A 12,760-nucleotide genomic window follows, 5' to 3' on the forward strand; every position below is an offset into this window, starting at 1 on the left:
ATGAAAAACCTGGTCGAACACCTGAGTCAATACGCCGCCTACCACCGCGACCCACGCAACATCGCCACCCACTTCATCGGCATACCGCTGATCGTGCTGGCGGTAACGGTTTTGCTGTCACGCCCGGGCACCGAACTAGCTGGCGTCTGGCTGTCGCCAGCACTGCTGGTGGCGCTGGTTACCGGCTGGTTCTACCTGCGCATGGACCAACGCCTGGGCCTGCTGATGGCGTTGTTGCTGGGCTTGTGCCTGTGGGCCGGGCAGGCGCTGGCGGTGCAAAGCACCCTGGTCTGGCTGAGTGCCGGGCTGGCGTTGTTCGTGATCGGCTGGGTGATCCAGTTTGTCGGCCACCACTATGAAGGGCGCAAGCCGGCGTTTGTCGATGATCTGATGGGCTTGATCATCGGGCCGTTGTTCGTGGTGGTGGAGCTGGGGTTCTTGCTGGGGTTGCGCCCGGAGTTGAAGAAGGCCATCGAGGAGAATGTCGGGCCGGTGGCGGTTCGGCAGAAGAAGGCAGCGGTCTGAGCGGGGCTGCTTTGCAGCCCTGCGCTTACACCAAACCTGTGGGAGCGGGCTTGCCCCGCGATGAGGCCCTGAGGGTCAGCCCCTGGACTCAACCCCCAACTCATCCCACACCGACTCGGCCAGGTGGAAGGTGGCATTGGCCGCCGGAATGCCGCAGTAGATCGCGCTCTGCATCAGCACTTCCTTGATCTCCTCACGGGTCACGCCATTGTTGGCCGCCGCGCGCAGGTGCAACTTCAGCTCCTCGTTGCGGTTCATGCCAATCAGCATGGCGATGGTGATCAGGCTGCGGGTATGCCGGGGCAGGCCCGGGCGGGTCCAGATGTCACCCCAGGCGTGGCGGGTGATCATTTCCTGGAACTCGCTGTTGAACTCGCTCAGGTTGCTCAGGCTACGGTCGACATGGCCATCGCCGAGCACCGCGCGGCGCACTTGCATGCCGGCGTCATAACGTTGTTTCTCGTCCATGGTCAGCCCTCTCGGCCCAGCAGAAAATCAATTACCCGGCGGCTGAACGGCGCACCGACTTCGACGTTGGAAAGGTGCGCTGCGTGGAATTCGGCGTACTGCGCGTCCGCCACGTTCTCCTGGATGAAACGCCCACCGGCCGGCGGCGTCACCGCGTCGTGGCTGCCGGAGATCACCAGCAGCGGCACCGTGATCTGGCCCAGTTGCTCACGAAAATCAGCATCGCGCACCGCCCCGCAGTTGGCCGCATAGCCTTCAGGCGAGGTGGCGGCGAGCATGTCGGTAATCCGCTTGGCCTGGTCGGGATTGCCCTCGGCATAGGTTTTGGTGAACCAGCGCTCGATCGAGGCATCACGCAAGCCGACCATCGCGTCTTGGCGATCACGCAATACCAGCTCGATGCGTGGGTTCCAGGTGTCCGGCGCGCCGATCTTGGCCGCGGTGTTGCACACGATCAGGCGCAGGAGCCGGTGACCGGCGTTGATCCCCAGCCACTGGCCGATCAGCCCGCCCATCGACAGACCGCAGAAATGCGCCTGTTCGATGTGCAAGGCATCGAGCAACGCCACTACATCCTGCCCCAGTTGTTCGATGCTGTACGGCCCCGGGGTTACCAGCGAACCGCCATGGCCGCGGGTGTCATAACGCAGCACGCGAAAATGCGCGGTCAAAGCCGGGACCTGGGTGTCCCACATGTGCAGGTCGGTACCCAGGGAGTTGGACAGCACCAGCACCGGCAGGTGTTCCGGGCCTTCGAGTTGATAGTTGAGTACGCCATCGGCGAGTTGTACCTGTGCCACTGCAGCCTCCTTCAGGCATTGACGCGGTGATGTTCAGCCAGCGCCCGCTCGACCCAGGCACGAGCCTGGCCGAGGTAGTGGGCTGGGTCGAGCAGACGATCGAGCTCGTCTGGCGAAAGTTCGGCACTGACCTGCGGCTCGTCGCCCAGCACGGCGCGCAGATGGCGCTGCTCGGCCACGGCCCGCTTGCAGCAGGTTTCCAGCAAATGATGGGCATGGTCACGGCCCAGGCGCTGGGCCAGGACGATACTCACCGCTTCCGCCAGCACCAGGCCCTGGGTCAGGTCGAGGTTGCGGCGCATGCGCTCGGCGTCCACTTCCAGGCCATCGGCGATGATCTGCGCCTGGCGCAACGCCCCGGAGACCAGGCAGCAGATCTCCGGCAGGGTTTCCCATTCGGCATGCCACAGGCCGAGGCTGCGCTCGTGCTCCTGGGGCATGGCGGCATACAGCGTGGCCAGCAGGCCCGGGACCCGGGTGGCGGCGCCGATCAGCACCGCAGCGCCGACCGGGTTGCGCTTGTGCGGCATGGTCGAGGAACCGCCCTTGCCCGGCGCCGAAGGCTCGAACACCTCAGCCGCTTCAGTCTGCATCAGCAGGCTGACGTCACGGCCGAGCTTGCCAAGGCTGCCGGCAATCATGCCGAGCACCGCCGCGAACTCCACCAGACGGTCGCGCTGGGTGTGCCAGGGTTGTTCAGGCAGCGTCAGCTGCAAATCTGCGGCCAAGGCTTCGGCCACCGGCAAGGCCTTGTCGCCCAACGCCGCCAGGGTCCCGGAGGCGCCGCCAAACTGCAGGGTCAGCAGGCGCGGCTTGAGTTCCTGCAGGCGCTGGCGATGGCGATTCAAAGCGCCCAGCCAGCTGGCAATCTTCATGCCCAAGGTGACCGGCGTAGCATGTTGTAGCCAGGTGCGCCCGGCCAGGGACGTCTCGGCGTGAATCTCGGCCTGGCGCGCCAGGGCGTTGGTCAGTTGCGCCAGGTCGGCCTCGATCAAGGCCAGCGCCGCCCGCAGTTGCAACACCAGGCCGGTGTCCATGGCATCCTGGCTGGTGGCGCCCAGGTGCACATAACGCTCGGCCTCCGGTACGCCACTGGCAATCACCTTGCCCAGCGCCTTGACCAGCGGGATCGCCGAGTTGCCGGCCACGGCAATCGCCTCGGCCAGCGCGGCAAAGTCATAGCGTTCGGCATGACAGGCGGTTTCGATCGCCGCCACCGCCACCTGGGGGATTACCCCGGTGGCCGCTTCGGCACGGGCCAGGGCCGCTTCGAAATCAAGCATGCCCTGCACCCGGCCACGGTCAGAGAAAATCTCGCGCATCCCCTGCGCGGTGAAATAGGCATCGAACAGCTGATTGCCCGGACGCGGGTTCATTGGCAGGTCCTTGAACAGGTCAATGGTCGTGGTGCAGGTACGCAGCCTGCTTCGGCAAGCGCAGGCTGAACAGGAAGGCAATCGCCATCATCGCCGTAACGTACCAGTAAAAGGTGTTTTCCATGCCCATGGATTTCAGCCCCAAGGCGACGTACTCGGCCGAGCCGCCAAACAGCGCGTTGGCCACCGCATACGCCAGGCCGACGCCCAGGGCGCGTACCTGCGGCGGGAACATTTCGGCTTTGACCAGACCGCTGATCGAGGTGTAGAAGCTGACGATGCACAGCGCCAGGGTAATCAGCACGAAGGCCAGGAACGGGCTGGTGACGGTTTTCAGCGCCAGCAGGATCGGCACGGTGAACAGCGTGCCCAACGCGCCGAACAGCAGCATCGAATTACGCCGGCCGATACGGTCCGAGAGCATGCCGAACAACGGCTGCATGCACATGTACAAAAACAATGCGCCGGTCATGATGAAGCTTGCGGTCTTGGCGCTCATGCCGGCGGTGTTGACCAGGTACTTCTGCATGTAAGTGGTGAAGGTGTAGAAGATCAGCGAGCCGCCGGCGGTGTAGCCAAGCACGGTGATGAACGCCGCCTTGTGGTTGCGAAACAGCCCGGCGATGCTGCCGGCGTCCTTGTCGTTGCGGGTTTCGGCGCTGCTGGTTTCTTCCAGCGAGCGGCGCAGAAACAACGAGATCAGCGCAGCAATGGCACCGACCACAAACGGGATGCGCCAGCCCCAGGCGCGCAGTTCGTCTTCACTGAGCAACTGCTGGAGGATCACTACCACCAGCACCGCCAGCAACTGCCCGCCGATCAGGGTCACGTACTGGAACGAGGCAAAGAAGCCGCGCTGGCCGCGCAGCGCCACTTCACTCATGTAGGTGGCGGTAGTGCCATATTCACCGCCCACCGACAGGCCCTGGAACAGCCGCGCCAGCAACAGCAGCGCCGGCGCCCAGGCGCCGATCGAGGCATAGGTGGGCAGGCAGGCGATGACCAGCGATCCGGCGCACATCATCAGCACCGAGATCATCATCGAATTCTTGCGGCCATGACGGTCGGCGACGCGGCCGAACAGCCAGCCACCAATCGGTCGCATCAGAAAGCCGGCGGCGAACACCCCGGCGGTGTTGAGCAACTGTACCGTCGGATCGTCGGAGGGGAAAAAGGCCGGGGCGAAATAGATGGCGCAGAAGGCATAGACGTAAAAGTCGAACCATTCGACCAGGTTGCCCGAGGACGCACCGACAATGGCAAAGATGCGTTTACTACGCTCCTCACCGGTGTAATAGGCTGAAGTCATGGCTGCTTACTCTTGGTGGGTTCTGAGAGTCTAGACACACTCAGTAACACTCACGTTCCACAGAACAATCACGCCGGCCGCGCCGCCTTGCGTGGAGACGGCGCAACCGGGTCATTGGTTTACACCCGCTCGATGGCCAGGGCCATGCCCTGGCCGACGCCGACACACATGGTCGCCAGGCCTTTGCGTCCGCCGGATTTCTCCAGGTGGTGCAAAGCGGTAAGGACCAGGCGCGCGCCGCTCATACCCAGCGGATGGCCAAGGGCAATGGCGCCGCCGTTGGGATTGACCTGCGGCGCATCGTCGGCCAGGCCGAGTTCGCGCAGCACGGCCAGGCCCTGGCTGGCAAAGGCTTCGTTGAGTTCGATGACATCAAAATCAGCCACCGCCAAGCCCAGGCGCTCGGTCAGTTTGCGCACCGCCGGCACCGGGCCGATGCCCATTACCCGCGGCGCCACACCGGCACTGGCCATGCCAAGCACCCGCGCCCGCGGGGTCAGGCCATGCTTTTTCACTGCGTCTGCCGAGGCCAGGATCAGCGCCGCAGCACCGTCGTTGACCCCCGAGGCATTGCCGGCGGTGACGGTCTTGTCCGCGCCGTTGACTGGCTTGAGGCGGGCCAGGGCTTCGAGGGTGGTGTCGGCGCGCGGGTGCTCGTCGTGCTCAACGACCGTCTCGCCCTTTTTATGGGTGATGCGCACCGGCACGATCTCTTCGGCAAAGAAGCCCGCAGCCTGGGCGGCAGCCGTGCGTTGCTGGCTGCGCAGGGCAAAGGCGTCCTGGTCGGCACGCGAGACCTGATAATCGTCGGCAACGTTGTCGGCGGTCTGCGGCATGGCATCGACGCCGTACTGGGCCTTCATCAGCGGGTTGATGAAGCGCCAGCCGATGGTGGTGTCTTCCAGCTTCATGTTGCGTGAATAGGCATTGTCGGCCTTGCCCATGACGAACGGCGCCCGGGACATCGACTCGACGCCGCCGGCAATCGCCAGCTCCATCTCGCCGCTGGCGATGGCGCGAAAGGCCGTGCCCACCGCGTCCATGCCCGAGGCGCAGAGGCGGTTGAGGGTCACCCCCGGCACGCTGTCTGGCAGGCCGGCCAGCAGCAGCGCCATGCGCGCGACGTTACGATTGTCTTCACCGGCCTGGTTGGCGCAGCCGAGGAACACCTCGTCGAGCTGATCCCACTGTACCTGCGGGTTACGCTCGATCAATGCCTTGAGCGGCACTGCCGCCAGGTCGTCGGCGCGCACGCTGGCCAGGGCGCCGCCAAAGCGGCCAATGGGGGTGCGAATGGCATCGCAGATAAATACCTCACGCATCAGGCTTCTCCTGGCGCTTGGCCGTGGGCGGCGGCGGTGCGCGCTTCAAGGTCGCGCAGGGCGTTGAGCTCGACATCGCTCGGTGCGACGGTGGTTTGCACGTCGTCGGCAAAACGGATGGCCCAGCCGGTGGCGGCGATGATCTGCTCGCGGGTCACGCCCGGGTGAATCGAAGTCACCACGAACTCATGAGTACCGGCTTCCGGCTCCATGATGCACAGGTCGGTAATAATGCCTACCGGCCCCTCGCCTGGCAGGCCCAGGCGCTTGCGTGAATCACCGCCTTCGCCGTGGCCGACCGAGGTAATGAAGTCGAGCTTGTCGACAAAGGCGCGGTTCGACTGCTTGAGGATGATCAGCACCTGCTTGGCGGAACCGGCGATCTCCGGCGCGCCACCGGCACCTGGCAGGCGAACTTTGGGCTGGTGATAGTCACCGACCACGGTGGTGTTGATGTTGCCGAAGCGGTCGACCTGGGCCGCGCCGAGAAAGCCCACATCGATGCGCCCGCCCTGCAGCCAGTAGCGAAAGATCTCGCCGGTCGGCACCACGGTGTCGGCGGTTTCCGCCAGCTCGCCGTCACCGATCGACAGCGGCAGCACGCTTGGCTTGGCGCCGATCGGGCCGGACTCGTAAATCAGCACGACATCGGGCGACGAGGTCAGGCGCGCCAGGTTGGCGGCCTTGGACGGCAGGCCGATGCCGACGAAGCAGACGGCGCCATTGCGCAGGCGACGGGCCGCGGCAACGGTCATCATTTCATTGGTGGAGTAGCTCATTGTGCAGCCTCCGCGCTGGCCAGTTTTGCCTTGAATTCAGTGAAGTCGGCGGTGCCGCGAATGTACTGGTCGATCCACGCCGTGAAGCTTTCGCGGCTGCGGGCAATCGGGTCCCAGGCCTGGTAGAAGCGATTGTCCCGCTCGTAGTAACCATGGGCGTAGGACGGATGCGCGCCGCCCGGCACCAGGCACACCGCAGACAGCGCCCAGGTCGGCAGCACGCAGGCGTTCATCGGCGCCTGGAGGTCGTCGACAATTTCCTCGACGGTGACGATGCAGCGCTTGGCCGCCAGGGCTGCTTCCTTCTGCACACCGAGAATGCCCCAGAGCAGCACGTTGCCCTTGCGGTCGGCCTTTTGCGCGTGAATCACGGTGACGTCCGGGCGTACCGAAGGCACGGCGGCGAGAACTTCACCGGTGAACGGGCAAGTGACGCTCTTGATCAGTGGGTTGACCTTCGGCAGGTCGGAACCTGCGTAGGCACGCAGCACCGCGAAGGGCAGGCCCGAGGCGCCGGCGACGTAGGCGTTGGCCAGGTCGGCGTGGCTGTGTTCTTCGATCTCGATAGCGTGCGGCCAGTGTTTTTCAACCGCGTCGCGCAGGCGATGGAGGGAACCGACACCCGGGTTGCCGCCCCAGGAGAAAATCAGCTTGCGGGCGCAACCGGCGCCGATCAGCTGGTCGTAGATCAGGTCAGGCGTCATGCGTACCAGGGTCAGATCTTTCTTGCCCTGACGAATGATTTCATGCCCGGCGGCAGTCGGAATCAAGTGCGTGAAGCCTTCGAGGGCGACGCTGTCTCCGTCGTTGACGAACTGCTTCACGGCGTCGTGGAGCGAGAGGATTTCAGCCATTGCAGACTCCTGGATATGCTGAGTCGGGGTCGGTTTCAAGGCGCCTCGGGCGGCGCCGGTCATGGGTTCAGATTAAGATGGGCTGGGGGGCTGTTCAATCCGATAATCGACTAACTGTTCGATTATCGAACTGATTGTTATCTTGCTAACAACACGTGCGAGGGCTGTCAGGTCGCATCTGCGTGACTGACCATGCCCTTGATAATCACCGCCGTGGTGGCCAGTGCCGCCGGGATCACCAGCGCGGTCAGCACCTGTTCGAAATTCCAGCCCAGGCCCAACAGGGTTGCGCCCATCCACGCCCCGAGAATCGCCCCGAAACGGCCGATACCGAGCATCCACGACACCCCGGTAGCGCGCCCCTGGGTCGGGTAGAAGCGGGCCGCCAGCGACGGCATCGCCGACTGCGCACCGTTGACGCACATACCGGCAATCAGCACCAGGGTCGCGAGAAGGGTGATGTTGCCCAGGCTCTGCCCTACCGCGTAGGCAAACACCCCGGCCAGCAAGTAGAAGGTGCCGATAACCTTGTGCGGGTTGTAACGGTCCATGGCCCAGCCCACCGCCACGGCGCTGAGCACCCCGCCAAACTGGAACAGCGCACCGATGAAGGCGGCCTGCTCCATGCTCGCGCCACTGTCGCGCATCAGGGTTGGCAGCCAGCTGGTCAGCAGGTAGACGATCACCAGGCCCATGAAATAGGTCAGCCACAAGAGCAGAGTGCCGACGCTGTAAGTCCCGGAGAAGATCACCGCAAACACGTTGCGGGCTTTGACTGTCTTTTGCTCCGGCACGCTGAAGCTCGATGCCTGGCCGACGATGGCCGGCTCGATCGGCGCCAGGGTCTTGCGTACCTTGTCGGTGCCGCGGTTGCGCACTACCAGGTAACGCGCCGACTCCGGCAGCCAGAACACCAGCACCACCGCCAGCACCAGTGGCAGAACCCCGCCGATCAGCAGCAGGCTGTGCCAGCCGAACGCCGGGATCAGCTTGGCAGAAATGAAGCCACCCCCGGCCATGCCCAGGTTGAAGCCGCAGAACATGCTGGTCACCAGCAGCGACTTGTGCCGCTCCGGGGTGTATTCGGACAGCAGCGTCGTGGCATTGGGCATGCCCGCGCCCAGGCCCAGCCCGGTGAGAAAACGCAGCACCAGCAACTGGTCGACGTTGGTGCTGTAGGCCGACGCCAGGCTGAAAGCACCGAACAGCAGCACCGCCCCTACCAGCACCACCTTGCGCCCGAAACGGTCAGCCAGCGGCCCGGACCCCAGCGCACCGAAGACCATGCCGATCAACGCAGCGCTCATCACCGGGCCGAGGCTGGCCCGGTCAATGCCCCAGTCCTGGGACAGGGCCGGGGCGATAAAGCCCATGGCCGCCGTATCGAGGCCGTCGAGGAAGACGATCAGAAAGCACAGGATCACCACCCGCCATTGGTAGCGCGACAGCGGTTGGCTATTGATAAAGGACTGCACATCAAGGCAGTTTCCGACAGCAGCTTGAGGACTATTCATTATTTTTATCCAGAAGAAGCGCGCGCGTGTGCGGGTGCGCGCGTGAACGGCACGGACGAACAGGTACGGGATCGAGAAACTGGATCAGCTGCCGCGCAGTCCCGCGTAGGACAGGTGCAAACCGTGCAGGGACAGGAAGTCGGTCATGGGGCGTTTGCCTCTCGCTCATTATTATGGGCGGTCAGGGCAGGCTGACCGCTGCGAGGGACATTAATAAGCAGGCGGGCGCGGCGCAATTCGATAAACGCATCTCTGTGCGTTTATCGAACAGGAACGTTCAGGCGAACAATTGCGCGCTGAGGTCACGACTGGCGGCAAGCATGATCGGCAGGAAGCGCTGTTCAAGCTCGGTGCGGCTGACCCGTCCGGCATGGGTACTGACGTTGAGCGCCGCCAGCACCTGGCCGGAGGCGTCGTAAACCGGAACGGCAATCGAGCGCAAGCCCTGCTCCAGCTCCTGGTCGACCACGCACCAGCCCTGCTGGCGAACCAGCTGCAGGCACTCGAGCAAGGCCACCGGGTCATGGAGGGTGCGGCTGGTCTTGGCCTGCAGGTCGGCGTGCTCGAGGTACTCGTGCAGGGTTGCGTCGTCCAGCGCCGCCAACAAGATGCGGCCCATGGAGGTGCAATAAGCCGGCAGGCGCCCGCCAACCGACAGGTCGACCGAAATCAGGCGCTGCACCGTGGCCGAGCGGGCGATGTAGAGAATGTCGTCGCCCTCCAGGGTGGCCATGTTGCAAGCCTCGTGCAACTGGTCGCTCATGCGGTCCAGATAAGGCTGCGCTGATACCGCCAGCGGCGTCGACGACAAGTAGGCGTGACCCAGGGTCAGCACCTTGGGCAGCAGCGAATAGGTGCGCCCGTCGGTGGTGGCGTAGCCGAGCTTGATCAGCGTATGCAGGCAGCGGCGTACCGCGGCGCGGGGGATTTCCGTGCGGTGGCTGATCTGGGCGATGGTCAGGTGGCGCTTGCGCTCCTGAAACGCCTGAACTACCGCCAGGCCCCGGGCCAGCGAGGTCATGAAATCGGGGTCACCGGTAAAGGCCTGGATACGCTTGGCCGGCGAGGCAACGATAGGCGGCGCCAGGGAAGCAAACGAGCTACGCACGTTGTCGTTCAATCCTGGCCCTTTGGGCGTGGTTTCTTCTGTCATGGCTAGCCTCGGCAACACGGTCACTGGGGCGATTATCGAACCATCGACCGATAATCGCAATTGACCGCTACCCTCAATTGCTTATACCTTTCTCGCGCCACCATGTGGCTTCTTGGAGAGACTGGTCAGGTACCCACCGTAGAAGTCCCAGGCACGGCCTTGCCCACGAAGCGAGGCCGTTTTTCCTTCCTCCGTAAAAGACGGGGTCGGTGGCCAGAGAACTTTTTCTCGGCGCCCGGTTCAAATTTCATACTCGGCGGACTGAGCGCATTCATAACTTGGTAACAAAACCGCCGCTCTATTGTTCTTATCAACAATAGAGAGTACTAGTGTCAGACAATCTGCTTGCTATAATAAAACTTCGTATCCACGCCCTTGGGCGGGGATAGTGCGGATCCAATCCGCTGCTGCCCCCAGGCAGACACAACCGGATCGCTGCAAGTGCCATTAACGTGAACACCTCGATGTTCACTTTCGCTTGCACCACCACAACCTACTGTTGCTGCGACAGTTATGCCGCTCTGGCCGCGTAGCCGTGTGCATGTTGTGCCCCGCGCACTCAATTGCCCGCGTAAACGCCAGGGTTTATATCCATACAGGTAATACTGTGACCAAAGATGAACTGCGCGCCGAACTAGAGCGCCAGGAACAACGTTACAAGGACGTCTATGGCGGTGAAGTCACCACTTATGCCGCGCAACCCGACCCGGAACGCAAGCCATGGCGCAAACGTGCAAGCGTGCTAGACCAGGCCTTCGCCCAGGAACTGGAAAAAATCGAGAAAGAACTCAAGGACCAGGCGCCCTGAGCCACGCCTGATGGCGATCGCAACACGCCGCGCCACGGCGTGCGGGGATGCTTTTAGCTGAGCACGATGCAGCTGATTTTTGCGCCGTCATACGCATGCGGTAACGGAATTTCACAAATTTCATACGGCCGTTTGATTTTTTTCTGACACGCATGAAATCATGCAAATGTTTAATTTTTCTCGATTTTTTTCGATTTTAGCCGACGATCACCGAAGCATCGCCGACTCAGCGGCTTGGGCAATGGGGTAGAAAAGTCGTCGAGCGGTCCGTCGCAGGGGCATCGATTACCGGGGATTTCTGGCATAATCGCGCCCCCTTATGACCGGGTCAGAATTCCTTCATGATCGATTTATTCAGCGGACTTGATGCCTGGGTACTGGTGAGCTTGCTGCTCGCTCTGACCTTCGTACTCGCCTTCGAGTTCATCAATGGCTTTCATGACACCGCTAACGCGGTAGCTACAGTCATCTATACCAAAGCCATGCCGCCGCACCTGGCCGTGTTCTTCTCCGGCGTGTTCAACTTCCTCGGGGTTCTGCTCGGCGGTGTCGGCGTGGCGTATGCCATCGTTCACCTGCTGCCGGTCGAACTGCTGATCAACGTGAACACCGGCCACGGCCTGGCGATGGTCTTCTCTCTATTGGCTGCCGCCATCACCTGGAACCTGGGTACCTGGTACTTCGGGATCCCGGCGTCCAGCTCGCACACGTTGATCGGCTCGATCCTCGGCGTGGGCCTGGCCAACGCCCTGATCAGCGACATTCCGCTGGGTGACGGGGTCAACTGGCAGAAGGCAATCGATATCGGCATGTCGCTGGTACTGTCGCCGATGGCCGGTTTCGCTGTCGCCGCGCTGGTGCTGCTGGGCCTGAAATGGTGGCGACCACTGTCGAAGATGCACAAGACGCCGGAACAGCGCCGCAAGCTCGACGACAAGAAGCACCCGCCATTCTGGAACCGCCTGGTGCTGGTAATTTCGGCGATGGGTGTGAGCTTCGTGCACGGTTCCAACGACGGTCAGAAAGGTATCGGCCTGATCATGCTGGTATTGATCGGTATCGTTCCATCGGCGTTCGTTCTCGACCTCAACAGCACCACCTACCAGATCGAGCGGACCCGCGACGCCACGCTGCACCTGAACCAGTTCTACCAGCGCAACGAAGCGACCCTGGGCGAATTCCTGGCCCTGGGCAAAGCCAAAGAAGGCGACCTGCCAGAACAGTTCAGTTGCAACCCGCAGCAGACCGAGCCGACCATCAATGCCTTGCTCGATTCGCTCAAAGGTGTGGCCGACTACCGTTCGCTGACGCCGGAAAAACGCATTGAAGTACGTCGTTACCTGCTCTGCCTGGACGACACCGCCAAGAAGGTCGGCAAGCTGCCAGGCCTGCAGGCACGCGAGAAGGCGGACCTGGACAAACTGCGCAAGGACCTCACCGCCACCACCGAGTACGCACCGTTCTGGGTGATTCTCGCGGTCGCCCTGGCCCTGGGCCTGGGTACCATGGTCGGCTGGAAACGCGTAGTGCTGACCATCGGCGAGAAGATCGGCAAGCAGGGCATGACCTATGCCCAGGGTATGTCGGCACAGATCACCGCAGCTTGCGCCATCGGCATGGCCAACATCTTCAGCCTGCCGGTCTCGACCACCCACGTACTGTCCTCGGGTGTGGCCGGTACCATGGTGGCGAACAAGAGCGGCCTGCAAGGTGGCACCGTGCGCACCATCCTGCTGGCCTGGGTACTGACCCTTCCGGCTACCGTGGGCTTGTCGGCAGCTTTGTTCTGGCTGGCGACCAAAGCCATCGGCTAAAACACCCCGCAGTAAAAAGGCGCCCCGAGGGGCGCCTT

12 protein-coding genes are annotated in these 12,760 nt (G+C 63.0%); 3 read left to right on the forward strand and 9 right to left on the reverse strand.

The features are described from left to right. Complete coding sequence (locus LOY37_RS21805; RefSeq protein WP_258715709.1) at positions 1–525, forward strand: DUF962 domain-containing protein; 525 nt, start codon at positions 1–3, stop codon at positions 523–525. Between the two features lie 75 nt (positions 526–600). Here LOY37_RS21805 and pcaC read toward each other — a convergent pair whose 3' ends face one another. The 9 genes from pcaC to pcaR form a co-directional block, all read right to left on the reverse strand. Beyond that, complete coding sequence (gene pcaC, locus LOY37_RS21810; protein WP_258715710.1) at positions 601–993, reverse strand: 4-carboxymuconolactone decarboxylase; 393 nt, start codon at positions 991–993, stop codon at positions 601–603. Positions 994–995: 2 nt separating this feature from the next. Continuing rightward, the gene (gene pcaD / locus LOY37_RS21815) at positions 996–1,793 is read right to left on the reverse strand and encodes a 3-oxoadipate enol-lactonase (RefSeq protein ID WP_258715711.1); all 798 of its coding nucleotides are present in this window, start codon (positions 1,791–1,793) and stop codon (positions 996–998) included. 11 nt (positions 1,794–1,804) lie between these two features. Then, positions 1,805–3,169: a 3-carboxy-cis,cis-muconate cycloisomerase gene (locus LOY37_RS21820; protein WP_258715712.1), complete on the reverse strand. Its 1,365-nt coding sequence runs from the start codon at positions 3,167–3,169 to the stop codon at positions 1,805–1,807. Positions 3,170–3,188: 19 nt separating this feature from the next. Further along, positions 3,189–4,478: an MFS family transporter gene (locus tag LOY37_RS21825; protein ID WP_045197475.1), complete on the reverse strand. Its 1,290-nt coding sequence runs from the start codon at positions 4,476–4,478 to the stop codon at positions 3,189–3,191. A 119-nt stretch (positions 4,479–4,597) separates the two neighbouring features. Beyond that, positions 4,598–5,803 (reverse strand): 3-oxoadipyl-CoA thiolase, encoded by a 1,206-nt coding sequence (pcaF, locus tag LOY37_RS21830; protein ID WP_258717220.1) that lies wholly within the window; start codon positions 5,801–5,803, stop codon positions 4,598–4,600. Further along, positions 5,800–6,579: a CoA-transferase subunit beta gene (locus tag LOY37_RS21835; protein WP_213603361.1), complete on the reverse strand. Its 780-nt coding sequence runs from the start codon at positions 6,577–6,579 to the stop codon at positions 5,800–5,802. Before LOY37_RS21835 ends, pcaF begins: the two co-directional genes overlap by 4 nt. Then, the gene (locus LOY37_RS21840) at positions 6,576–7,433 is read right to left on the reverse strand and encodes a CoA transferase subunit A (protein ID WP_258607922.1); all 858 of its coding nucleotides are present in this window, start codon (positions 7,431–7,433) and stop codon (positions 6,576–6,578) included. Before LOY37_RS21840 ends, LOY37_RS21835 begins: the two co-directional genes overlap by 4 nt. Before the next feature lie 167 nt (positions 7,434–7,600). Further along, positions 7,601–8,947, reverse strand: a complete 1,347-nt coding sequence (locus tag LOY37_RS21845) for an MFS transporter (RefSeq protein ID WP_093379926.1) — start codon at positions 8,945–8,947, stop codon at positions 7,601–7,603. 277 nt (positions 8,948–9,224) lie between these two features. Next, positions 9,225–10,100, reverse strand: a complete 876-nt coding sequence (gene pcaR, locus LOY37_RS21850) for a pca regulon transcriptional regulator PcaR (protein WP_176794222.1) — start codon at positions 10,098–10,100, stop codon at positions 9,225–9,227. A 607-nt stretch (positions 10,101–10,707) separates the two neighbouring features. Between pcaR and LOY37_RS21855 the strand changes: the two genes are divergently transcribed. Next, a complete protein-coding gene (locus LOY37_RS21855) occupies positions 10,708–10,908 on the forward strand; it encodes a hypothetical protein (RefSeq protein ID WP_010220873.1) in 201 nt (66 codons plus the stop codon). 341 nt (positions 10,909–11,249) lie between these two features. Further along, a complete protein-coding gene (locus LOY37_RS21860; RefSeq protein WP_045197461.1) occupies positions 11,250–12,722 on the forward strand; it encodes an inorganic phosphate transporter in 1,473 nt (490 codons plus the stop codon). Positions 12,723–12,760: the final 38 nt, after the last annotated feature.

This window comes from Pseudomonas sp. B21-012 (genome assembly GCF_024749305.1).
In the GTDB taxonomy this organism is placed as follows: Bacteria; Pseudomonadota; Gammaproteobacteria; order Pseudomonadales; family Pseudomonadaceae; genus Aquipseudomonas.

What these genes read in the sequence shown, in the direction of transcription:
- LOY37_RS21805 (WP_258715709.1), top strand. Translation starts at nt 1, where the DNA reads ATGAAAAACCTGGTCGAACACCTGAGTCAATACGCCGCCTACCACCGC.
- pcaR (WP_176794222.1), bottom strand. Translation starts at nt 10,100, where the DNA reads ATGACAGAAGAAACCACGCCCAAAGGGCCAGGATTGAACGACAACGTG.
- LOY37_RS21835 (WP_213603361.1), bottom strand. Translation starts at nt 6,579, where the DNA reads ATGAGCTACTCCACCAATGAAATGATGACCGTTGCCGCGGCCCGTCGC.
- LOY37_RS21860 (WP_045197461.1), top strand. Translation starts at nt 11,250, where the DNA reads ATGATCGATTTATTCAGCGGACTTGATGCCTGGGTACTGGTGAGCTTG.
- pcaC (WP_258715710.1), bottom strand. Translation starts at nt 993, where the DNA reads ATGGACGAGAAACAACGTTATGACGCCGGCATGCAAGTGCGCCGCGCG.
- LOY37_RS21840 (WP_258607922.1), bottom strand. Translation starts at nt 7,433, where the DNA reads ATGGCTGAAATCCTCTCGCTCCACGACGCCGTGAAGCAGTTCGTCAAC.
- LOY37_RS21820 (WP_258715712.1), bottom strand. Translation starts at nt 3,169, where the DNA reads ATGAACCCGCGTCCGGGCAATCAGCTGTTCGATGCCTATTTCACCGCG.
- LOY37_RS21825 (WP_045197475.1), bottom strand. Translation starts at nt 4,478, where the DNA reads ATGACTTCAGCCTATTACACCGGTGAGGAGCGTAGTAAACGCATCTTT.
- LOY37_RS21845 (WP_093379926.1), bottom strand. Translation starts at nt 8,947, where the DNA reads ATGAATAGTCCTCAAGCTGCTGTCGGAAACTGCCTTGATGTGCAGTCC.